The sequence below is a fragment of the Desulfoluna spongiiphila genome (assembly GCF_900101345.1).
GTDB classification, from domain to species: Bacteria; Desulfobacterota; Desulfobacteria; order Desulfobacterales; family Desulfolunaceae; genus Desulfoluna; species Desulfoluna spongiiphila.
Window position 1 is genome coordinate 199,814 of sequence record NZ_FMUX01000002.1, and the last position, 20,217, is coordinate 220,030.

Consider the following 20,217-nt stretch of genomic DNA (forward strand, 5'->3'; position numbering starts at 1 on the left):
TTCCTCGGGGTAAAGCGCAGCGGTATTCTTTGTACATTTATTTTGTACCTGACCCCTTACTATGGATTGCTTACGAGTCATTAAAAGACCGTGACTGGCGGTCATTTGTCAAGAAAATAGTGCCTATGGTGGGGAATCCATGGCGTTTTTGAATGCATGTTCTTTGCGGGGGAGCGCGGTGCGGTTTGATGGGATCAGGCGGTGAAAGGGCGCGGGGGGCGCGCAACAAAGCCCCTGCACTTGCGTGCAGGGGCTTTGCATTTATTCGCTGGCGGTGTCGGCTTTGTCCACGATGCCTTTGTGGGGTTTGACCATCTCTTTTTTCAGCATTTTTCTGATGGCCTGGCGCATATCGGGGTCCTGGGTGAGCTTGATCATGTCTTCGCTCATCTTCAGGGCGTCGGCGTCGTCATGGGGAAAATCGTACAATCCGTTGGCTTCGTAGAAGGCGTGGTCGGCCTGGAAGACAAACCGGTGGCGTCCCCACACATCATCGCGAAACACCTTTCGCCCGCCGATGCCCACGAAGGTCGCGGGGCGAACATAGCCGCGCTCGGCAAAGGCGGTGATCCGGCGCACCATGGTGTCGATGCGGGCATCGATGAACGCGCTCTCTTCCACCTCATCGGTGACGGTGTCTGCAAGGTGTGCCCCCTGCCATTCGGTGATGGCATCCAGGGTCCCTTTGAGGGCCACCATCTGGGTGAGGGGGGCCGGACAGGAGGAAGCCCACCTGTTTGTCCTTTAAGGCCGGGACATGGTTTTGGAAAAAGCTGCGGTCGAAAAACTGCTTCCAGGTGGACGAGAGCCACCGGTCCTTGATTTCCCCGGCCAGGATGAGGATGTCGGCCGGGGCCACTTTTTCCCGGGCAAACTCGATGAAGTCGTCTTTGCCTTCGTAGATGCATTCGTGGTCGAAACCGCACTGGATGCAGCCCAGGCAGTCGCCTTTCACGGCGAGATCCGAGAGGGTGACCACCTCGATGTCGGCCTTGAAACCGGCCACGCAGCGCTCCACCATGCGGCCCAGGTTCGTGCCCTCGTAGTTTTCGTCCTGGATGAGGAGCACCTTTTTCGTGCCGGCGTCCACGGGCTTAGGGGCCGGGCCGCTTTCGTAGACATGCCAGCTGTAGGAAAGCGGGTAGGTGCGTTTGCCGAACATGGCCCCGGACTGGACATCATCAAACAGCTGGGCGGCGAAATGGGCGAGGCGCATCTGCCCCTCTTCCTTGAGAAGGTCATAGGAGTCTGCGGAATAGGATCCGGCAAACAGGGTGTCCAGATCATCGTTGATGGCCCGAAGGTAGTCCACGGCATAGTTGTCGAAGAAGTTGATGGAGGTGGAGATGACCGCTGAGTATTTCCCCTTGAAGAGAGGGGCCTTGCCGCTGGCGAACAGTTTTTCCATGAATCGCTTGTACTGGGCAGGTACCAGGCAGGTATAGACGGGCGTTGCCCAGATGATGAGGTCTGCCGTTTTTACCGACGCCATGACGGCGTCGAAGGCGTCCTCCTCTTCCATGAGGGCTTTGATGGTCTGGCCGATGTGGAACACATCATAGCTGTGTTCCGGGAACAGTTTACTGATGTAGTTGACCGATTGAAGGGTAACGCTGTCCTTACCTTTCGGGCTCCCACTGAGGACGGTGATGTTCATCTTTGGACTCCTTGAAGTTGCAAAAGTAAATCTTTAGGGGTCGGAAAGTGCACCTTGAAACTACTGAAATGTCTACTTCCCCCTCTCTCCACTGGATGAGTTTTAGCAGACGGTCAATTCGTGTGTAAAGTGGAAAGTTGCACTTGACACTTTGGTGGTTGAAAGTTGGTAAACAATGTTTTAATATCAGAACCATTCTTGCCGCCGGTCCCTGGGGCGCGTGGGAATTGCTTTCTTCTGCTTTATACTCCATTGGGTATTTTTTTATGTAACTGCTCAAACCCAATAGGGTTCTTTGTTGAACCGTCATTTTTTTTGCAAAAAGTGCACATGGGGGATGGTCCTGCCGGGCATGACGGCAAGGCCATGTTTGCGGGTACCATAGGTATCTGTGTCGGAGTCTGTGAGATAGAAAAATTCTACAATTCCAGTGGTATGGGAGATGGAATTGCCAACCCATGCAAAGAGTCGAGGATCAGGCGAAATGGAGCAGATGATATCCGAAGACATTCCCCGTACGGATCGCGGGGTGCCTTATGTGAAGATGCGGGACCTTAAGTCGCTGACGGGGTTGCCCGGGTCGACCATTCAACATTATGCCAACCTGGGGCTCCTGCCGGGGACGGTGAAGACCGAGACCAATGTGGCCTGGTACCCTCCCGACACCGTGGCACGGATCCGGTTGATCCGCCTGCTTCAGAATCGTCACCGCCTCTCCCTGGCGCAGATCGGGGCCCTGTTCCGACGGAATGCCACGGACGACGAGGTCGCGGTGATGGCAAGCCTGCACGAGGTGGTTTTCGGCCAGGAGGATCCCCAGGCCATTTCCCGGGAGGCGTTTATCCGTGATACCGGGCTCACCTCGGAGACGGTGGACCGGCTCGAAGCCCTGGGGCTGCTCCTTCCCGTCAGCGACGGGAAATTCGACCGGGAGGACGTGATGGTGGCGTCCCTGGCGCGAAAGGCCCTGCTCATGGGGGTGGACCTGGAGGACCTCACCTTTTATTCGGAGCTGGTGGGCAAGATGGTGGCCCGTGAGATGCGATTGCGCCGGGGCATCAGCCGGGGGCTCAGCGTGGAGCAGAACAGCGCTATGACCCTGGAGCTGACCCGCATGGGAAGGGCGTTCCGGATTTACCTGTTTGACCGGACCTTTCAGAAGGTGATCGTGGATTCGGTATCGGGGGATGACCTGGAGATGCAGGAGGGATGATATCCTTTGTCGGCGGCTGGGCGGCAAACCCGCATCACAAGGAAGGGGAAACACCTCGCCCCCGGCAGGCCTGCCGGAGGCACGATGCTGTGGAACAGAGACCTTAGAGCCCTAAGGGGGTGAGGCTCTCAAAGCCCTCTTCGGTGACCACGATGGTCTCCTCGAACTGGGCGGAGAGGGACCCGTCACGGGTGACGGCGGTCCACTGGTCATCAAGGATATAGAGCTCAGGCCCGCCCAGGTTGATCATGGGCTCAATGGTAAAGACCATGCCGGGCACCAGGGGGATGCCGTGGCCCTTTCGTCCGAAGTGGGGGACCTGGGGGCCTTCGTGGAAGTCGTAGCCCACCCCGTGTCCGATGAATTCACGGACCACTGAGCAGCCCTGGCCTTCGGCGTAGCTCTGGATGGCGTGGCCGATGTCCCCGATGGTGTTGCCGGGGCGTACCACGGAGAGGGCCTGTTTCAGGCTCTCTTTGGCCACTTCCACGATTTTTATGGCGTCCTGGGACGGGGTACCCACATAGTGGGTCTGGTTGGCGTCGGCGTAAAATCCGTCCACAATGGAGGTGATGTCCACGTTGAGGATGTCACCGTCTTTAAGGACCCGGTCCCCTGGGATGCCGTGGCAGATGACATCGTTGATGGAGAGGCAGACGCTTTTGGGGTAGCCCTTGTAGTTGAGTGGGGCCGGTATGGCGCCGTTTTTCACGGTGAACTCATGGACGACGGTGTTGATCTCGTCCGTGGTGATACCCGGCTTGATCATCTCTTTGACCAGCTCGTGGGTCTTGACCACCAGGTCGCCTGCGACTCGGATCTTTTCAATGTCTTCCGCTTTCTTCAGGCGGATGTCGAATTTCTTCTTGTAATACGCTTCCAGATTGTCGGGATCGGGCTGCCCTTTTTTCAATGCGCAGCACTTCTTGTATTTTTTCCCGCTGCCGCAGGGACAGAGTTCGTTTCTTCCGATTTTAATTCCTAGTTTCTTTTTCATAAGGCCCAGTCTGAGTGGCATGGTAAATGGCATGGATAAACCCATGATGACCTCGAAAACACATGGGGTGAGGCCGTTTTCGTATACAATAATGTCGCCTTGTGCCGTCAGTGCCAGGCAGGATGTTGGTGCATGGCGCCGGCTGGCGGTGATTTTTCTTACAAACGCATCAACTTCGTGGTGTCGCTGCTCGAATGGATAAATATAGGGCAGGTTTAGGACAATGTAAAGGGGGGACGCCGAAGGGCAGGGGGTATGGGCAGGGATGGACGGAGCCGATGTTCCGTCAGGAGTGAGGGTGGGGTGGTGGGGGTACCGCTGCCTTGCCATGGGGAGCGGAAGGCACCCTGGGGATTGGTGCGCGCCCAGAGGCGCCTTGAGAGGGCCTCGATGCTCTCGGTGCAGCCCTGGGTTATCCAGTGCGCCAGCTCCGATGCCGTGTCGGGAAAGACCATGCGGCGGATCGCGGGGGCCTGCAGCCATGCTGTGACCGTGCCCGGGGCAAGGCGGTTCATGCGGGTCGCAAGGCCCAGGCGTTCCAGGGCCAGGGCATTGGAGAGCTGTTCCATCTGGCCGGCCACCGGCTTGACGAGGAGTTTTTTGCCCAGGTGGATCGCTTCGCTGGTGAGTTCAAAGCCCGCACCGCAGATAACCCCGTGGCAGGTGGCCAGGTCGTCTCGGAACCCATTGAGGCTGAAGGGGCGAAGGTGAAGGGGCCCCTCGTCCCGGGGGCTGTTCACGTCACAGTAGATCATGAACCGGCCACGCTGCATGTCCCGAAGAACCCGTTGAACCGTTCGGTGATCTTCAAAGGGGAGATAGACCAGGATTTTATCTGTCTCCTCTGATTTATCCGTGTGGCTCGTGTCGATGATGGGAGGCAGAATGGGGGGCGCAAAGGGGTGCCAGTGGAGTCCCACGGAAAGGCTGCACGGGGCAAACAGGTTCATGACCAGGCGAGGCAGGGGCCGGTCGCCTTCCACGGGGATGGGGAATTTAAAGGCGTTCTGGTGGGAGATCCCCAGGCACGGAAGGCCCTGAAATTTGCAGCTCCAGGCTGTGACAGGTTCAAAGTCGCTGATGACCCGGTCATACCCCGCCAGGTCCAGGCCGGTGACATCCCGGAAAAAGGCGGGGAAGGAGAGCTTCATGGCCGTTTGAAGCAGGTCGATGCGTCCTTTTCGGGTGGCAAAGGTGAGCCCCTTGCAGGTTCGGTAGTTGCCGAAGGCGTCCATGTCGAAGAGTTTTTCGGGCGCTCTGCCGGTAAAGAGCCAGGTGATTTCAGCCCCTTTTGCCTCCAGGGCTTTCCCAAGGATGCGGGCCCGGGTGATATGGCCGTTTCCCGTGGCCTGGACGCCGTAAAAGATCTTCATGCGGCCCCTGCCGAGACAAAGCAAAGGGCGGTGACGGCGCAGCTGAGCCCCAGGATCATGCCGGCCAGGATGTCCGTGGGGTAGTGCACCCGTAAGATGACCCGCGACAGGGAGATGAGAAAGGCCAGGAGAAGGGCGGGCAGGAGAAAGGCGGTGTAGAAGTGGCCCACCAGGGTGGCCGTGACAAAGGCGGCGGCGCTGTGCCCGGACGGGAAGCTGAAGGCGTCCGATGGGGTGATAAAGGCCGAAACATGGCCAATGGCATCGTTGGGCCGCGCCCTTCGGATGGTGTGTTTCAGGAGCAGGTAGAGGGGGAGCTCCAGGGCAAAGGCCAGGAGACCTGCCGCAAGAAAGTGTGTTCCCCTTACCGGCTCGAAGAGGGCAAGGCCGAGGCCGGCGGCAAGGTAGAGGTAGCCGTCCCCCAGGCGGGAGACCCACCGGAACACTGCGGCGATTCCGCGGGCACGGCGTCTTCGGGCGATCCAGAGGAAGAGTCTCACGTCACAGGTTGTGAACGTCTTCAACAGAGTGCTCATACATGACCTCCTTGGTGTTTGGTTGGGTGTATTTAAGGATATCCCTGTTTCGGTTGTGTGTTCGGGACGTGAGGGTTCTGTTGTCTTGGGTAGAAACGATGAAAAGGCGATGGGAGGTGTCGTGTTCGCAGCTCTCTCGCACCACGGCCCCAAGGGGTGGCTGACCGGGGTGGCCGGTGGGGTAACATGCAAAAAAGACAGCCTAAAAGGTTTGGACAAAGGGGGCGCGCGGGAGCATGATAAAGGGATGTGTGGACTTCAGGCTGGGGGGCTGAAAAAAGGCACACCCAGTGAACGACAAAACAGAAACAGGACTCATGGACAATGGGTGGCCCGGCATCATCGCTGAGACGGCCCACAACGTTCAACGATACACATGATTAGTCGTCCGAGCCCTTGGTACCCGCTTAGGAGAAGAATGATGGAGGACATGACAATTCGAGAAGCCCATGTGCAGGATGCGGAAACCCTTGCCGACATGATACGCCTTTCCCATCGGGACGTTGCAGAACGTTTTCATCTGACACAGGAAAACTGCCCCAAGCATCCCTCCTTTTGCCTGGCAGCGTGGGTTCAGGCTGATTTTCAACGGGGGGTGCGATATTTTTTCCTGACGACGGAGGGCCGTCCTTGCGGGTGCGTCGCCCTGGAACGTGCGTCGGATCAGGAAATGTATGTGGAGAGGCTCTCCGTCCTTCCCCACAAAAGACGCCGCGGAGCCGGTGTCCGCCTTGTTGCCCATGCCCTGGGGGAAGCGGCCAACCTCGGAGTCGATACCCTGGGGATCGGCATCATTTCAGAGTTCACCGAACTGAAGGCCTGGTATCGGTCCCTGGGGTTTGAGGCGGTGTCGGTGAAGCACTTTGATCACCTGCCGTTTGAGGTGTGCTTCATGACACGCTGGGTACCGGTGACGGTGTAAGGTATTAAGGGCGAGCCGCCCTTACCTGTGGGAGACAAAAAAAGCGGGCCCCATAAGAGGTCCGCTTTTCTGCGTTTGGGATGGTGCCTTGGCTACTTGCCTTTGGCCGGATCCGGGAAGATGAATCCCTTGGCGGCGAGCTCCTCTTTGGAGAGGGCGTCAAGTTCGTGGGGGAGGACCAGCCAGTCCGAGGCGGCGTAGGCGCGGTAGTGGAAGTGGGGGGTGATGTCCACCTGTGTGTTTTCCGGCTTGTAGTAGAGGGCTGCCATTTTCACGTCTTCGGGGTTGCACTCCACTTCGTCCAGGACGCGTTCGTACACCGCCTTGAATGTTTTTCCGCGGTCAAAGATATCGTCCACGATGAGAAGGCGTTTGCCTTTGTCCATGCGGCGCTTCAAAGAGTCCAGGTTCTCGACCATCACCTCACCGGCCTGGCCGATGCCCGTGTAGGATTGGGCGTGGATGGTGGTGAACTCTTTGGGGGTTCCGGAAAGGAGGCCAAAGACCTCCTGCATGTAGATGCAGATCTGGGCTCCGCCCCGGGTAATCCCGGAGAGGATCTCAAAATCTTCCCCTGCGCTGTAAATCTTCTTGGCAAATCCCCAGCAGTCCCGTTCCATCTGGAGGGCATCAATAAAAATCTTTTCGTTAACCTGGCTCATGGTGAACTCCCCGGTTCTATAAAAAAGAGTCCCTGTGGGGGCCCTTTCTGGATTTAAGCTTATTTGGGGGGAGTTTATACAGGGTTTTTGTCAGGATTTCCACTTTAGATTTATCCCGTGGCAGGGTGCGGCGTCGGTTTCCATGGCAATGCTTTTGCAGCAACAGCCTTACGCCTCCTTGGTTTGTATGTACTTCGGCATCCCATTTCTGGTACCGAACGCATTAGAGTTTCCCAGGTGACGGGTGAGAGCATTTGCGACCTTCTTTCAATGTGGCACACTTTGTCATCGGAGGCCGTTGGTGTCATGCCCTTTGCCCCAGTTTTTTCCAGCCCGGCACCACTCTTTCAAACTCCTCCTGAAAGGCGGGTCGTTTTCGGTTGTCGGCTTTGGTTTTTGTTGCAAAGGCGGTCCAGCGTTCCTTAGCACCGATGATTTGAACCAGGACTCTGCGCACCTTTGCTATGATTTTGGCTTGCCGTGCGTATTCGTCCCGGGTGGCGCTGGACTTCATGTTACCCAGCCCCGAAAGGTAATAGACCAAGATCTCTTCAGGAAAGCGTGTTTCAAGTTCTTTGGCGGTTTCGATAATATACGCGTCAACCCAGGCATCCCGGGGGTAGCGGTACCGGGTCAAAAGGGCGAGGGCTTCGTCGTACTCCTTACGGTGCATTCTTATTTTTAAGGCGGCACTTCCCGTATCCTTTTTTAACCGGGCCAGGAGTTTTGATTCGTAGTTTTTCCACTCCGCTTCGGTGCAGAGACCTTGAAATTTTAGGTACGATTCAAGGGTGAACCGGTCTGTGGCCTGCTCAAATTGCAGGGTGAGAAAGGTGCTCCGATCTCCGGTCTGGGCGGCCCTTTCCGCCACGAATTCGCGCAGTTCATCCATGCGGCCCTGGCCCTCCTTGAGCCCCCTTTGGGCTATTTCAAGGGCCTTTGCTTTTTCGTCTTCTTCCCAGTAGAAGGTCACCAGGTCATAATAATCCATGCCGGTTGTCAGATGCGCCAGCCGGAGCTCCAGGTATTTGTCTCGGTCGCCGATTTTCCGATAGATATTTCGGGCATTGCGCACTTCCCAGTCGGAACCCAATCCTTCCAGTTTTTTTGCAAACCAACGAAGGTCTGTCTCGTCATAGCAGCAGGCGTACGCCACGTCGTAGAGCGGGTCCTCCATACCGGAGTTGCCTGACTGGATAAATCCCAACACATTATCCAAAAGTTCTCGACGCTGCGGATATCCTGTGTTTCCGATGCTCAGCTGCTCATCAATCTTTACAAGCAGGCCAGCGACAGCATCTTCCAGATCGTAGTCGCCTCCTCCATACTCATTGAGTTCCGTCAGGTCAGGAAGCAGGGCTTCCCAAAGCGCAAGGATTACCTCGCCGCTTTCATCTTTCTCAAGGGCCTCGGCCACGGCAATTTTTTCCGTGAGGTAGTGCATGGCAGCCCTGTAAAAGTCAGAACCAGGCTCAGCAAGAGAGAGGATCATTTCTCGCAACACCTTTACGGGGGCCTTTTTCACCAATTCAGCCAGGGCATCCGTTTTCTTTTTTTTAGCCATCGACAGCTCCTAATAGATAGATTTAGTTAGAGGGCTTGCACTTTTATTGAACGTTTTTGTGAATGCCCTCACCCTGAGGAACGAAGGGTGAGGGCATTCGCTACCTGGGGTCCAGGGGATCATTCCCTGGCCGCCGGAGGCATGTTTTTTTACCCCATGGCAACGAGAACAAGCCCCACGGACATAATGCCGATGCCGACGAATTTCGGAGCGGTGCGGCTCTCCTTGAGGATCCCCATGCCCATGAGGGCGCCCACCGGGATGCTGAGCTGCCGGAAGGCCACCACGTAGGTGACGTCCGAGGCAAAGTTCATGGCAGTGAGCACCAGGCTGTAGGTGCCGGAAACGCCGATGCCGGTGACGGCGGCGTTTTTGAGTCGCCGGGTGACCGTGTGGCGGAGGCGCTGTCTGCCCTCGGTTCTGAACAGAACCATCAGGAGCATAAAACCGATGCTTGTGAGGTTCTGGACCAAAAGGTAGAGCAGGGAGAGCCGGAAGGAGGAGATCCCCTGATCCGTCAAGGGTGAGATCAGGCGGATACAGTGGTCGTCGGCCATGGAGTAGCCCACGGTGCACAGGGCCACCACAAGGGCCGTTGCCGAGGTACGGTTGAGGTAGCCGCCGGGCCGGATGTCCCCAAAGGAGGCCTGGGGCAGCACAAAGCAGCCCGCCATGATGAAGGCACCGCCGGCAAGGCAGGTGGCCGAGATGGCGTCTCCCCTCCCCAGCAGGAAGGACCCCAGCGCCACGAAGACCAGGGGAAAGGCCCGGGCAATGGGGTAGACCACGGAGAGTTCCCCGCACCGATAGGCCGCAGAAAGGCTGGTGTAGTAGAGGCATTGAAACAGGCCCCCCAGGGCCAGTGGGAGCCATACGGACGGTGGAAACAGCATCATGGTCGGGGCCACAGGCAGCACCACCGGAGAGAGCACCAGGGTGCCGATGACGGTTGCCACGAGGAAAAAGGCGGTGGAGGGGTGTTCGTGTTTTCCAAGGAGGTTCCAGCCCGCATGGGTGAAGGCGGAGACAATGATCAGGGCAACGGCGGTGAATTCCATGTCAGGGTTGCCTTTTCAGCAAGGGAAAGAGTCGGTCAAAAAGGAGGCGTGCACAGGCCTCCGGGGGGTGGGGGGCGGTGTCGATGGCGAGGTCCGGGTTTTCAGGGGGCTCGTAGGGGGCATCCAGCCCTGTCATGCCTGAAAGAAGACCTTTTTCGGCTTTGGCGTAGAGGCCTTTGGGGTCCCGTGCCATGCACACCTCAAGGGGCGTGCTCACGTGGATTTCCACGAACCGGTCTCCAAACGTTTTGCGAAGGGCGTCCCGTTCCTGTCGGGAGGGGCTGATAAAGGCGCAGAGGGTGACGAGCCCGGCTTCTAAAAAGAGACCGGCCACCTCGCCGATGCGTCGGATGTTTTCCCTGCGGTGGGCAGGGGAGAGGCCCAGATCCCGGTTGAGTCCCGCGCGGACATTGTCTCCGTCAAGGAGGGCGGTGTGGATCCCTTCGTCATGGAGTTTTTGTTCCAAAAGACCCGCCACCGTGGACTTTCCCGAACCGCTGAGTCCGGTGAACCAGAGCAGCAGAGGGGGGTGCCCCTTTTGGGCCGTACGCATCTCAGGAGTCACGGGATGGTTGTGGGTGAACACTCGGGTGGTCATGGTGGCTCCTTAACGTGTCTGCGTCGGGGCAATGGGCGGATGGGCTTCAGTGCTCCGTTCATACCATCGGACGGGGCGGGAGGGAATAGGAAATGGTTTGTCGTGAGCGGTGAACAGTGACTGGTGAGTGGTTAACGGGCGTGCAGGAGGGGGGGGATTCAGGGGCAGAATGACGTTGGAACAACATGGGGCCCGTCGGGTGCACTCCGTTCACCAGACCAAAGGCGCCCGCAGCGCATGTGACGAACCCGAGGAACGAGGGGGCGGAGCATGTGCGAACCTGGGGCCAAGGGGCTCAGCCCCTTGCCGCCGAAGGCGTTTTTATCATAAGAAGAGCGGCGGCTTTGTGACGGAAAAGGTGGCGCGGGGCACAGAGGGTGTACTATAGCAGAATGGTTGGGCAGGATTGCAGGCCAGATATGAAGGAGAGTGAGGGAATGGACGAGCCGGTGTATATTGTCTCGGGATACATGCGATCCGGGACCTCCATGATGATGAAGGTACTGGAAGGGGCGGGCATGAAGGCCCGGTACAACACCAGAAAGGACGAGGTGTTGGGGGAGAAGTACGGCCGGACGGATTACCATCCCAACCCCGGGGGGTTTTTCGAGCTGGGCCGCAAGGAGTTCGATGACCCCGGGTTTCCAGGGATCTTTGCAGGGGAGCTGATCAAGGTGCTGCACTGGCGGCTCAAGGGGCTGCCTTCCCATCCCTATCGCATCTGTTTCATGACCCGGGACCCGAAAGAGATCGAGGTGAGCTACCTCAAGATGTTCAGGCGCCGCCCCCCCTTTGTCCTCCAGAAGTACCATGAGCTGGTGGACGGTGTGGTCCGGGACGTGAACGCCCGGGGCGACTCCGAGATCCTGCTGGTACCCCACGCCGACATGCTGAAAGACCCGGCAGCTGTCCTTGCCCGTCTTTTCCGGGCCGGATGGCCCCTCACCGATCTGGAAAAGGGCGCCGCCCAGGTGGACCCATCCCTTTACCGTTCCCGCCCCGAGACCCTTGCTGAAGTTCGCGACACCGTGCCCGGCCTTCGCACCGACATGCCAGACTGCCTGTCATAAAAGCCAAAATCGCTGTAACTATTCAGCGAGCCTTCTATGTTTAAAGGGTATGGGAAAGCCTGCCTCCGGCGGCCAGGGGATGATCCCCTGGACCCCAGGTTGCTACTTTCCCCCCTCGTTCCTCGGGGTGGAAGCAGCAGCGAAGATTTTCATAAAATCACCCCAAACCTGTTTGACAAACCGCTTAGTTATAAATCCGGCAAACGGTTGGCCCCGGCAGGCCCGCCGGAGGTCTTTTGAGCTGAATAGTGACACATCGCGTCATAAAAAAAGCCCCCGGAAAACCGGGGGCTTTTTTTATATCATGCAGCGGTCGGCAACGCGCCGCCTGCCAAGGGGATTATCCCAGAAGGATTTTCTTGGCGGACTGGTCGTTGATGTCCGAGATGTGCAGAATGCCGGTCTCTTCGGCGGTCTCGCGGTTGGCGGCGAAGATGTCGTTTCGGGTCAGGGTGTTCATGGAGAAACGACGGGCACCGGCCATGAGCTGCTGGATACCGCAGCCGAGCTTGTCGGCGAGGGTCCAGATGGCCATGGCGCCGTAGGGGATGTTGGCCATCTCCTCTTTGCCCACTTTCTTTTCGATGTCGTAGTAGCAGGAGAAGATCTCCTGGGGGGTGGTGCCGAACCGGGTGACGGTCTTGGGAAGTGCGTCCCAGTTGCCGTTGACCTTGTCCTTGCGCTCGTGGTGGATGGCACCTTCGATGTTGGCACCCAGAAAACCGGGAACCATGAGGGCACGGCCCATGCAGATGAGCTTGGTGAAGGGGGCACCCAGGGCGAGGCCTTTGTAGATGCTGTCTTCCAGGGCGAAACCGCCGGCAAAGGAGATGTCCACAACGTCCTGGCCGCTGGCCGCAAGGGCTGCTGCGTACTCGTAGGCCTTGGAGTGGAGGTTGATGGAGGGGACACCCCAGCTCTGCATCATGTTCCAGGGGCTCATGCCCGTGCCGCCGCCGGAGCCGTCGATGGTGAGCAGGTCGAGCTTGGCCTCGGAGGCGAACTTGATGGCCATGGCCAGCTCTTCCATACCGTAGGAACCGGTTTTCAGGGAGATGCGGGCAAAACCCAGGCTGCGCAGATAGTCCACGCTCTTCATGAAGTCTTCGCGAACGAGCTCAACGCTGTTGAGGTTGGTTCCGCCGAGACGGCTGTGGCGTGCAAAAGACTTGATGGCACCGCTCTTGAAGGCTTCCTGAACTTCGGGAAGCAGCGGGTTGGGATCGACCACATAGCCGCGTTCTTTAAGGAAGGTGGCGTAATCGAGGCTGGTGACCTGAATCTCGCCGCCGATGTCCTTGGCGCCCTGACCCCATTTGAGTTCGATGATGCACTTGTCGCCGTATTTCTCGGCCACGTACTCAGCCACACCGTTTCGGGTGTCTTCCACGTTGAGCTGTACGATGATGGCGCCGTAGCCGTCGTAGTAACGCAGGTAGGTGTCGATGCGGCGGTCCAGCTCGGGGGAGTTGATGACCTTGCCGTTTTCGATGATGGACTTCTGATCCACGCCCACGACGTTTTCGCCGACGACGATGGGAATACCGGTGAGGGCACAGCCGATGGCAAAGGAGTCCCAGTATTTGGCTGCGATGAAAGTGGAGCCCAGGGCGCCGGTCATCAGGGGCATGCGGCATTTGGTTTTGACTTCGTTGCCGAATTCAGTGGTCAAGTCCACGTTGGGGAAGATGCAGTCGTCCGGGTCGTTGGTGAGGGTACCGTTGAGACCCATGGCACCGTAAGCATACCCCTGGATTCGCAGAGAGTTGTAGGAGACGCCCAGGTGGGTGGTGTTGTTGGCACCGGCGGTGACCACACCGAAATCACGGGGATAGAGAAGCTTGCGGCCAATCATACTGGAGAGCCAGGTCTCGCATTTGCCCTGACAATCGGCACGGCAAAGGGTGCAAAGGCCTGATTCGGCGGGGTTTCCACGGTTGACGGTTCCGAGTACATCGTTGTTTTTGGCAAAACGCATGACAATTCTCCTTCTCAAAGTGATCTTTAATATATGTCAAATCAAAATTATCGTGATGCGGATGGCATGTATGTTGTGCTGCGTGTTGTGAGTCGTACTGTTCACGCGTGCGGTCAGTGCATACTGACAATAAACTCCTGCAGGTTGGAACTATCCATGGTTAAGAGAGAGTACAATGGCAAGCATATGGCATCGCATGCTCGGTTCGTGAGCCTGCGCAAATTCCACCCGGGGACTTCTCTGGATATTCAGGAGAACTCAGCAAAGGCGCATAACATTCAGTATTGCGCTTTGTATTATTAGTTTGACCGTTAAGATCGAACCAAAACACAGTTTATATGACAGTTCAAGAAAAAATTGAGTGAGATATTATGGGCGATCCGGTTCCAGAGTCCCCGTGAATCCTGGATAAAATTGGGTAGAAGTAATTTATCGACGATAAGTTTTAGAATGACTTATAAAAAGGGGGGAGGGCGGTCCGAATTTTATTCGGGCTTTATGGTGATGGGCCGAATAATACATGGATGGCGGGCGTCATTTTTTTCGCATTCAGAGCTTACGTTGACGTAAAATTTAGTCGTGGGGTCGGGGTTGGTACCCTGGGGTTTCTGGTGGAAATGCGCTGAAATTACTTGGTATCTGATATATCACATATGACATAAACGATGTTGAGCCGGTAAGAGGGGACTTCGCCGATTCGCTGAGCCCCGGCCTGTGTTACGTCATTCGCGAAATATGCCTGAATAATATTCGCGATAAAGAAAAGCTGGGGTGTGTTTTTAAGATTCGAGTTGAAGGGGCGGGGGAATATGGATGAATGGGTAGAAAAAGCCGGAATGAAGGCCCAGGGCTCAGGAAGATGCAGGCGGAACGGCCGGGCCTTTGCCTGATGTCAGTCAGGGCGTTTTCCAGTGACGGCCGGCCCTTTGCCGTCAAACAGCCCGGGTGGTCCGTCTGGTTGTGCTTCAGCACAGCCCCAGGGCAAAGAGAAGGGAGAAGCCCACCGAGAGCCTGGCTTAGGAAGCACCATGGGAGAGGCCGCCAGGGCCAGAAAGCCTGCAGCGCCCATGAGGCCGGTGAGGAAGAGCAGGGGCAGCATGAAAAACGGAGTGAGGACAAGGAGCCCGCAGAAGACGGAACTTCTGCCGCGGCCCATGCGAACGGCAAGGGTGCGCTTCCCGGCTTCGGTGTCCGTGGGGATGTCCCGCAAGTTGTTGACGTTCATGATGGCCGCCACAAGGAGGCCCGGAGGAATGGCGGCAATGAAAGGGCGGGGCCCCATGGAGAGGGCCTGTACATAGTAGGTGCCGCAGACGGCCACGGGGCCGAAGAAGAGAAATGCAAACATTTCGCCCAGGCCGTTGGAGGCGATGGGGTACGGGCCGCCGCTGTAGGCCAGGGTGGAGACAATGCAGAGAAGGCCGATGACCAGGATGGGCAGGCCGCCGCGCATGACAAGGTAGAGCCCCGCCAGGGTGGCCAGCGCAAGGCAGAGGACCATGGCTGCAAGGACCCGGCGCGGGGAGATGAGGCCGCTCTGGGTCACGCGGATGGGACCCAGGCGCTTGTCCGAGTCGATGCCGTGCTTGTCGTCAAAGTAGTCGTTGGCCAGGTTCACCGCCACCTGCAGGAGCAGGGCACCCACAAGGGCAACCAGGGCGGGAAGGAGGGCAAATCCGTTGTCCCCGAAGGCACAGGCCGTGCCCACGATGACCGGGGCGGCTGAAGCGGGAAGGGTTTTGGGCCGAATGGCAAGGAACCAGGGCGATGCGGTAAGGGGTTGAACGACAGACATGGGGAACTCCTTAATATATAAAAAATGCCTCCGGCGGCCCGGCCGGAGACTAAACGTTTAAAACGTTGAATAAACAGATTTCAAAAACAGATTCAGCTTAATCCGAATCAATAGCGAATGTGATCTTCCCCGAGGAACGAAAGGGAAAACGCATTCGCAACCTGCTTTCGAGGTGGCACACCTCGCCGCCGGAGGCTGTTCCTCCTTGGCCCTTACCCCTTCGCGTACCGCCGTTCGATGGTATGGATCAGGACATAGAGGATCGCCCCCAAAAGCCCCATGGCCATGATGCCCGTGTACATCTCCGGGTACATCAGGACCTGGTAGGTCTCCACCACGATATAGTAACCCAGGCCCCAGCTGGTGAGGGACTGCTCGGCGATGAAGAGGACGGCCACGGCCGTGCCCACCGAGACCCTCAAGGCCGTTAAGACCGCCGGAATGGAGGCGGGCAGGTAGACGTATCGAAAAAGGGCCCGCCGCCCCGCGCCCAGGGAGCGCACCGAGACGATGAGTTCGCGCCTCAGCCCTGCGGCTTCGTCCCGCACCACCACCAGGATCTGGAAAAAGATGATGATGGCGATGAGGGTGATCTTTGAAAGGTCCGTGATCCCCAGCAGCACGTAGATCACCGGCAGGAAGATGATCTTGGGGATGGGGTAGATGATGGCCACCAAAGGGCCGATGATCCGGTCAAGCCTGGGCAGCTGGCCCAGGGCCAGGCCTAGGGGGGCCGCCGTGATGACGGCAAGGAAGATGGCGGCAAGGACCCGGGCCGTGCTGGCCAGCAGGTGAAGCCCGAGATCTCCGGGCAGGGCCTTTAGGAACAGGGGAACCACCACGGTGGGCGGGGGCAGGATGGGCCGGTCAAGGAGCATGGATGCCCCCTGCCAGAGCAGGAGCAGGGTGAGGCTGCCCAAAAGGGTTCCCATGGGGGTGGTGCGCTGCCTGACGTCGCTCATGCCTTCTCCTTTCTGGACGGGGATTCGATGAGGGCGCGCAGGGTGCCGCACTGCTCCATAAATTTTTTGCTCATGCGCAGGTCGGGGTCCCCGGCGTGGGGGTTGTCGACGATGGTTGGCGCACGGTTGACGGTGTCGGACAGGACCAGGATTTTCTCCCCCAGGACCACCGCCTCTTCGATGTCGTGGGTGACGGTGAGGCTGGTGAGCCCTGTCTCCCGGTGAAACCGGTTCATGACCCGCTGGAGCTCTTCGCGGATGGGGGCGTCCAGGGCGGAGAAGGGTTCGTCCATGAGCAGGAGGTCGGGGGACAGGACCAGGGTCCGGGCAATGGCGGCTCGCTGGCGTTGCCCACGGGAGAGCTCGGCGGGATATTTTTCCCGCAAATGGTCGATGCCGAGCCATGAGAGCCAGTGGCGGGTCAGCGCCCCTTCGGCTTCGGGATCTTTTTGGGTGTCCTCGGGGCTGTGTTTGCCGTCGGGGCCGTAGAAGCCCCGGATCTTAAACCCCAGCTTCGTGTTCTCTTCCACCGTGGCCCAGGGCAGGAGCCCGTGGTCCTGGAGTACCAGGCCCGTGCGTGGCCGGGGCCGCTCGATGGGGGCGCCGGCCACGCGGATCACGCCGGCCTCCGGTCGGTTCAGCCCGGCCATGAGGTAGAGCAGGGTGGTCTTGCCGCAGCCCGAGGGCCCGATGATGCTCCAGGCCTCCCCTTTATGAATGGCAAGGGAAAAAGAGTCAAAGATGGGGGAGCGGTCCCGGTAGCGGAAGCTTAAGGTCTCTATGTCGATCATGGTGGCGGTCACGTGGCTCAGGTTACTCCTTGGGGCGACCGGTCACAACGGACGTGTCGTAGGCGATGGGGGATTTGAGTAGGCCCTTTGCCGTCATCCAGGCCATGACATCGTCCCACTGCTCCGCAGAGGGCACGGTGTCCACGGGAAAGGGGGGGATGGCAAAGGTCTGGCGCACGTTTTTGGGCACCCTGATTTTTTTGAGCATCAGGGGGCGAAAGCTCTCCGGGTCGGCGTTGAGATCCTGTGCCGCCTTCATCCAGGCGTTGACAAAGGCATCCACGGCCTGTTCGTGCCGCGTGAGGGTGTCGGCGCTGACGGAGAGGACGCTGGCGCTGTACAGAGGCGCGCGGGTGTCGTCCATCACCACATGGGCGCCCGCTTTCATGGCGGCAAAGGCCAGGGGGTCGGGCAGGGTGGCCGCTTCGATCTGGCCGGAGAGGAGCAGCTGCATGCGTTCGGGCAGGACAGGCACTGATTTTTTGATGATCTCGTCCTGGCTCAGCCCTTTTTCGCCTAAGAGGCGGTCCGTTAAGTACTCGATGACCGTGTTTTTGGAGACGGCGATGGGCACGCCCGCAAGCTGTGCCGGGGTGGTGATCCCCGATCCGGGGCTCGACAGGATGCGGAAAAGAGGGGAATCCCCTTTGGGGGCCCGGGCCACGGCCACGATCTTCATGCGGACCTTGTCCCGGTTGAAGCTGGCCGTGCCGGAAATTTCGTTGACCATGGCGTCGATGCGGCCCGCCTGCATGAGCTGGTCCCGCTCCAGGGCACTGCCCACGGGGATGGTCTCCACACGGATGCCCGCCTCCTTGAAGTAGCCCTTTTCCTCGGCAACAAACACGGGCAGCACATCGGGGATGGGCAAAAGAGCAATGCGCAGGGTGGGTTGGGTGCCCCCATGGGCGGTGGGGCCTGTGATACAGATCAGCATCAGGGTCAGCAGAGCGAACAGGTTGGGGGCTGCCTTAAAAGCGGGCTTTTTCATCATGGACCTCATGGCATGGGGGTAAAAGGCGGTGTTCCCAAGGGGAAAACGCCTTATCACAGTACGCGTAACCTTACGCTCTATACAGGATTTTTACGGAAAAATGTACCCCGGTTGTTGCGGCCGACGCGAGGCAGGGCATCCCAGGCCGTGACGCACCGCAGGTTGAACGCGTCTTTTGCTCCAGTTTCTTTGCCTGTGTGAGAAAGCTGTTTATGTGTTAAAAACAGGTAGCTATTCAGCTTTGAAAAAACAGCCTCCGGCGGCAAGGTGTGCCACCTTGAAAGCGGGTAGCGAATGCGATTTTCCCTTCGTTCCCCAGGGAAAATCACATCCGCCTTAAAAGCAAAATGTATTCAAGAAGTCTTTTTAAGACCTGTTTGTTAAACTTTTTAAAAGTTTAGCCCCCGGCAGGGCCGCCCGAGGCATAAGCTGAATAGTAACAAAAATAGTTGACATATGCGCGGGGCTGTGAGAGGAAAAAGAGCAATAGGAACCTGCAGGTTTCAAAAGAAAAATACCTCTTTGTACTTTTTTGGCACGGCATAGACATGGCCGAAAAAGGAAAAACGTCAAGCCACGAAGGCTGATGCACCGTAAGCGCGGTTCGTCATCACTTTGTGGCTTTTTTGTTTTGATGGTCGTTTTTTCATGAACCCTATTTTAGGAGGCGTGTATGAAGCGCTTGAACGGCAAGCTTTTTCTTTTGTTTCTGGTGAGCTGTTTTGTCTTTGTTTCCCAGGTGTGTGCCCATGAGTTCATTATCAATCCGGTCAAGCTTGCCGCTGTCAAGGGAGAGACACTTCCCTTCAGTATCCTGTCTGCCCATGTTTTCATGGTGAGCGAGGAGGTGGAGCCCGTGGCCAATGTCTCGGTCAAACTTGTCTCCGGTACGTCTGAGATTCCTGTTTCCCTGACGGAGAACCCGACCCTGATGACCCTGGACGGGGCGGTTACCCTGGCTGGTGATGGGACGGCGATTCTCAGCGGCCATCGGAAGGGGATGGTGTGGACCCAGACGGACTCCGGGTGGAAACAGGCGCCCAAAAACGAATGCACAGGGGTGATCAAAAGCGGTAAATACGAAAAATTCTGCAAGGCCCTGGTGACTTCCGGGTACCCGGACAAGGGGTATGCAAAGGTCCTCGGGCAGACCCTTGAGATCGTCCCTGTAACGAACCCGGCGCGGGTATCGCCCGGGGATGAGCTCACCGTGATGGTTCTTTACAAGGGCAAGCCCCTGGCTGCAGAAATCTTTGCCACCTATGACGGATTTTCAGATGATCCCAACACCTATGCCTATTACAGCAGATCAGGTGATGACGGACTGGTCCGGGTAAAGGTGACCCATGACGGCACCTGGATGATTCGGGTGGAGAAGAAGGAAGAGACCCCGACTCCCCGGTACGACAGCCATGTGATGCGTGCTGTTCTGGTCTTCGGGGTGGGGTGATGGCAAGGGGCCTGTAACGGGCCCTGGGCGAAGGTGCGGTTCCTGAATCGGTCAGGGCGGACGAAGGCGTCCATGATCGCGCCTTCGCCCTTTTTTCTGCTTAAGGATACCAGGCGTCAACGAGCTCGCCCACCTCAAAGGAGGTGACGTCTTCGCGCTTTTCGAGCCAGGCGCTCGTGAGGGCGCGGTGCTCTTCGGTGACGCTGCCGCGGGTTGCAAGAACCACGAAGCCGGCAAAGTCGAAGCAGTCGCCGCCGCCGCCGAAATCGAGGCCGTTGGGATCGACCACCTCATCCAGGAAGGTCTCCACAAAGGCGTCTAAGGCCTCATTGGTGTTTCCTTCGGTGAACTTGATGGTGAGGTTGAATCCGAACTCCTGAAATTCACCCACGTGCAGCTTTTTTCTCAGTCGTTTTTTCATGTTGTTTTCATATCCTGTTATTTAAAATGTGGTCTTAATTAATTGGCGACTCAGCTTACACGAATTAAAGGCGGACGCAATACAAAAGTGGTTCCATCCCGGGGCGAACGCATTTAGAAACAAGCAAAAAAGATATACGGCCCGGAATCGATGACTCCGACGGGTCGTTTTTTGAA

The 20,217-nt window shown here is 57.8% G+C and carries 19 protein-coding genes; 4 read left to right on the plus strand and 15 right to left on the minus strand.

All coding sequences use genetic code 11. The features are described 5' to 3' along the window. Positions 1-261: 261 nt before the first annotated feature. A complete protein-coding gene (locus BLQ12_RS03985) occupies positions 262-699 on the minus strand; it encodes a hypothetical protein (protein WP_092208499.1) in 438 nt (145 codons plus the stop codon). Continuing rightward, positions 623-1,657, minus strand: coding sequence for an NAD(P)H-dependent oxidoreductase (locus tag BLQ12_RS03990; RefSeq protein ID WP_092208501.1), 1,035 nt, complete (start codon positions 1,655-1,657; stop codon positions 623-625). Before BLQ12_RS03990 ends, BLQ12_RS03985 begins: the two co-directional genes overlap by 77 nt. Positions 1,658-2,141: 484 nt before the next feature. On the opposite strand from BLQ12_RS03990, the gene BLQ12_RS03995 reads away from it, so the two are divergent. After that, a complete protein-coding gene (locus tag BLQ12_RS03995) occupies positions 2,142-2,870 on the plus strand; it encodes a MerR family transcriptional regulator (RefSeq protein WP_175469482.1) in 729 nt (242 codons plus the stop codon). A gap of 103 nt (positions 2,871-2,973) precedes the next feature. Here the strand turns inward: BLQ12_RS03995 and map are convergent, their stop codons facing one another. The 3 genes from map to BLQ12_RS04010 form a co-directional block, all read right to left on the minus strand. Further along, entirely contained in the window at positions 2,974-3,867 is an 894-nt protein-coding gene (gene map, locus BLQ12_RS04000) for a type I methionyl aminopeptidase (protein WP_092208505.1), read from the minus strand. A gap of 215 nt (positions 3,868-4,082) precedes the next feature. Then, positions 4,083-5,240 carry an MJ1255/VC2487 family glycosyltransferase gene (locus tag BLQ12_RS04005; protein ID WP_092208507.1) on the minus strand — a complete coding sequence of 386 codons (1,158 nt, stop codon included), beginning with the start codon at positions 5,238-5,240 and terminating at the stop codon, positions 4,083-4,085. Then, positions 5,237-5,776 (minus strand): phosphatase PAP2 family protein, encoded by a 540-nt coding sequence (locus tag BLQ12_RS04010; protein WP_217640236.1) that lies wholly within the window; start codon positions 5,774-5,776, stop codon positions 5,237-5,239. Before BLQ12_RS04010 ends, BLQ12_RS04005 begins: the two co-directional genes overlap by 4 nt. Positions 5,777-6,206: 430 nt before the next feature. On the opposite strand from BLQ12_RS04010, the gene BLQ12_RS04015 reads away from it, so the two are divergent. Then, positions 6,207-6,698 (plus strand): GNAT family N-acetyltransferase, encoded by a 492-nt coding sequence (locus BLQ12_RS04015; protein ID WP_175469483.1) that lies wholly within the window; start codon positions 6,207-6,209, stop codon positions 6,696-6,698. A 92-nt stretch (positions 6,699-6,790) separates the two neighbouring features. On the opposite strand, the gene BLQ12_RS04020 is transcribed toward BLQ12_RS04015, so the two are convergent. The 4 genes from BLQ12_RS04020 to cysC all read right to left on the minus strand — a co-directional run bounded on the left by BLQ12_RS04020 (position 6,791) and on the right by cysC (position 10,580). Beyond that, positions 6,791-7,360 carry a phosphoribosyltransferase gene (locus BLQ12_RS04020; protein WP_092208511.1) on the minus strand — a complete coding sequence of 190 codons (570 nt, stop codon included), beginning with the start codon at positions 7,358-7,360 and terminating at the stop codon, positions 6,791-6,793. Positions 7,361-7,664: 304 nt separating this feature from the next. Next, positions 7,665-8,924, minus strand: a complete 1,260-nt coding sequence (locus tag BLQ12_RS04030; RefSeq protein ID WP_092208515.1) for a hypothetical protein — start codon at positions 8,922-8,924, stop codon at positions 7,665-7,667. Positions 8,925-9,073: 149 nt separating this feature from the next. Further along, positions 9,074-9,982 (minus strand): EamA family transporter, encoded by a 909-nt coding sequence (locus tag BLQ12_RS04035; protein WP_092208517.1) that lies wholly within the window; start codon positions 9,980-9,982, stop codon positions 9,074-9,076. A 1-nt stretch (position 9,983) separates the two neighbouring features. After that, entirely contained in the window at positions 9,984-10,580 is a 597-nt protein-coding gene (gene cysC / locus BLQ12_RS04040; RefSeq protein WP_092208519.1) for an adenylyl-sulfate kinase, read from the minus strand. 419 nt (positions 10,581-10,999) lie between these two features. On the opposite strand from cysC, the gene BLQ12_RS04045 reads away from it, so the two are divergent. Continuing rightward, the gene (locus BLQ12_RS04045; RefSeq protein ID WP_139163823.1) at positions 11,000-11,650 is read left to right on the plus strand and encodes a sulfotransferase family protein; all 651 of its coding nucleotides are present in this window, start codon (positions 11,000-11,002) and stop codon (positions 11,648-11,650) included. Between the two features lie 340 nt (positions 11,651-11,990). On the opposite strand, the gene BLQ12_RS04050 is transcribed toward BLQ12_RS04045, so the two are convergent. The 5 genes from BLQ12_RS04050 to BLQ12_RS04070 form a co-directional block, all read right to left on the minus strand. After that, positions 11,991-13,628 (minus strand): glutamate synthase-related protein, encoded by a 1,638-nt coding sequence (locus BLQ12_RS04050; protein ID WP_092208523.1) that lies wholly within the window; start codon positions 13,626-13,628, stop codon positions 11,991-11,993. 892 nt (positions 13,629-14,520) lie between these two features. After that, positions 14,521-15,423 (minus strand): 1,4-dihydroxy-2-naphthoate polyprenyltransferase, encoded by a 903-nt coding sequence (locus tag BLQ12_RS04055; protein WP_254781968.1) that lies wholly within the window; start codon positions 15,421-15,423, stop codon positions 14,521-14,523. A 212-nt stretch (positions 15,424-15,635) separates the two neighbouring features. After that, positions 15,636-16,385 (minus strand): ABC transporter permease, encoded by a 750-nt coding sequence (locus tag BLQ12_RS04060; RefSeq protein WP_217640237.1) that lies wholly within the window; start codon positions 16,383-16,385, stop codon positions 15,636-15,638. After that, on the minus strand, positions 16,382-17,188 hold the full coding sequence (locus tag BLQ12_RS04065) for an ABC transporter ATP-binding protein (protein WP_092208525.1): 807 nt from the start codon (positions 17,186-17,188) through the stop codon (positions 16,382-16,384). The genes BLQ12_RS04060 and BLQ12_RS04065 overlap by 4 nt, the downstream gene beginning before the upstream one ends. 10 nt (positions 17,189-17,198) lie before the next feature. Then, positions 17,199-18,170 (minus strand): ABC transporter substrate-binding protein, encoded by a 972-nt coding sequence (locus tag BLQ12_RS04070; RefSeq protein ID WP_175469484.1) that lies wholly within the window; start codon positions 18,168-18,170, stop codon positions 17,199-17,201. Positions 18,171-18,843: 673 nt separating this feature from the next. Here BLQ12_RS04070 and BLQ12_RS04075 point away from each other — a divergent pair. Beyond that, complete coding sequence (locus tag BLQ12_RS04075) at positions 18,844-19,620, plus strand: DUF4198 domain-containing protein (RefSeq protein WP_092208529.1); 777 nt, start codon at positions 18,844-18,846, stop codon at positions 19,618-19,620. A 100-nt stretch (positions 19,621-19,720) separates the two neighbouring features. Here the strand turns inward: BLQ12_RS04075 and BLQ12_RS04080 are convergent, their stop codons facing one another. Continuing rightward, positions 19,721-20,041, minus strand: a complete 321-nt coding sequence (locus BLQ12_RS04080; RefSeq protein WP_092208531.1) for a YggL 50S ribosome-binding family protein — start codon at positions 20,039-20,041, stop codon at positions 19,721-19,723. Positions 20,042-20,217: the final 176 nt, after the last annotated feature.

Excerpts from the sequence above, each read along its gene's own strand:
- BLQ12_RS03985 (WP_092208499.1), bottom strand. The coding sequence starts at position 699 with ATGGTGGCCCTCAAAGGGACCCTGGATGCCATCACCGAATGGCAGGGG.
- BLQ12_RS03990 (WP_092208501.1), bottom strand. The coding sequence starts at position 1,657 with ATGAACATCACCGTCCTCAGTGGGAGCCCGAAAGGTAAGGACAGCGTT.
- BLQ12_RS03995 (WP_175469482.1), top strand. The coding sequence starts at position 2,142 with ATGGAGCAGATGATATCCGAAGACATTCCCCGTACGGATCGCGGGGTG.
- map (WP_092208505.1), bottom strand. The coding sequence starts at position 3,867 with ATGAAAAAGAAACTAGGAATTAAAATCGGAAGAAACGAACTCTGTCCC.
- BLQ12_RS04005 (WP_092208507.1), bottom strand. The coding sequence starts at position 5,240 with ATGAAGATCTTTTACGGCGTCCAGGCCACGGGAAACGGCCATATCACC.
- BLQ12_RS04010 (WP_217640236.1), bottom strand. The coding sequence starts at position 5,776 with ATGAGCACTCTGTTGAAGACGTTCACAACCTGTGACGTGAGACTCTTC.
- BLQ12_RS04015 (WP_175469483.1), top strand. The coding sequence starts at position 6,207 with ATGACAATTCGAGAAGCCCATGTGCAGGATGCGGAAACCCTTGCCGAC.
- BLQ12_RS04020 (WP_092208511.1), bottom strand. The coding sequence starts at position 7,360 with ATGAGCCAGGTTAACGAAAAGATTTTTATTGATGCCCTCCAGATGGAA.
- BLQ12_RS04030 (WP_092208515.1), bottom strand. The coding sequence starts at position 8,924 with ATGGCTAAAAAAAAGAAAACGGATGCCCTGGCTGAATTGGTGAAAAAG.
- BLQ12_RS04035 (WP_092208517.1), bottom strand. The coding sequence starts at position 9,982 with ATGGAATTCACCGCCGTTGCCCTGATCATTGTCTCCGCCTTCACCCAT.
- cysC (WP_092208519.1), bottom strand. The coding sequence starts at position 10,580 with ATGACCACCCGAGTGTTCACCCACAACCATCCCGTGACTCCTGAGATG.
- BLQ12_RS04045 (WP_139163823.1), top strand. The coding sequence starts at position 11,000 with ATGAAGGAGAGTGAGGGAATGGACGAGCCGGTGTATATTGTCTCGGGA.
- BLQ12_RS04050 (WP_092208523.1), bottom strand. The coding sequence starts at position 13,628 with ATGCGTTTTGCCAAAAACAACGATGTACTCGGAACCGTCAACCGTGGA.
- BLQ12_RS04055 (WP_254781968.1), bottom strand. The coding sequence starts at position 15,423 with ATGTCTGTCGTTCAACCCCTTACCGCATCGCCCTGGTTCCTTGCCATT.
- BLQ12_RS04060 (WP_217640237.1), bottom strand. The coding sequence starts at position 16,385 with ATGAGCGACGTCAGGCAGCGCACCACCCCCATGGGAACCCTTTTGGGC.
- BLQ12_RS04070 (WP_175469484.1), bottom strand. The coding sequence starts at position 18,170 with ATGATGAAAAAGCCCGCTTTTAAGGCAGCCCCCAACCTGTTCGCTCTG.
- BLQ12_RS04075 (WP_092208529.1), top strand. The coding sequence starts at position 18,844 with ATGAAGCGCTTGAACGGCAAGCTTTTTCTTTTGTTTCTGGTGAGCTGT.
- BLQ12_RS04080 (WP_092208531.1), bottom strand. The coding sequence starts at position 20,041 with ATGAAAAAACGACTGAGAAAAAAGCTGCACGTGGGTGAATTTCAGGAG.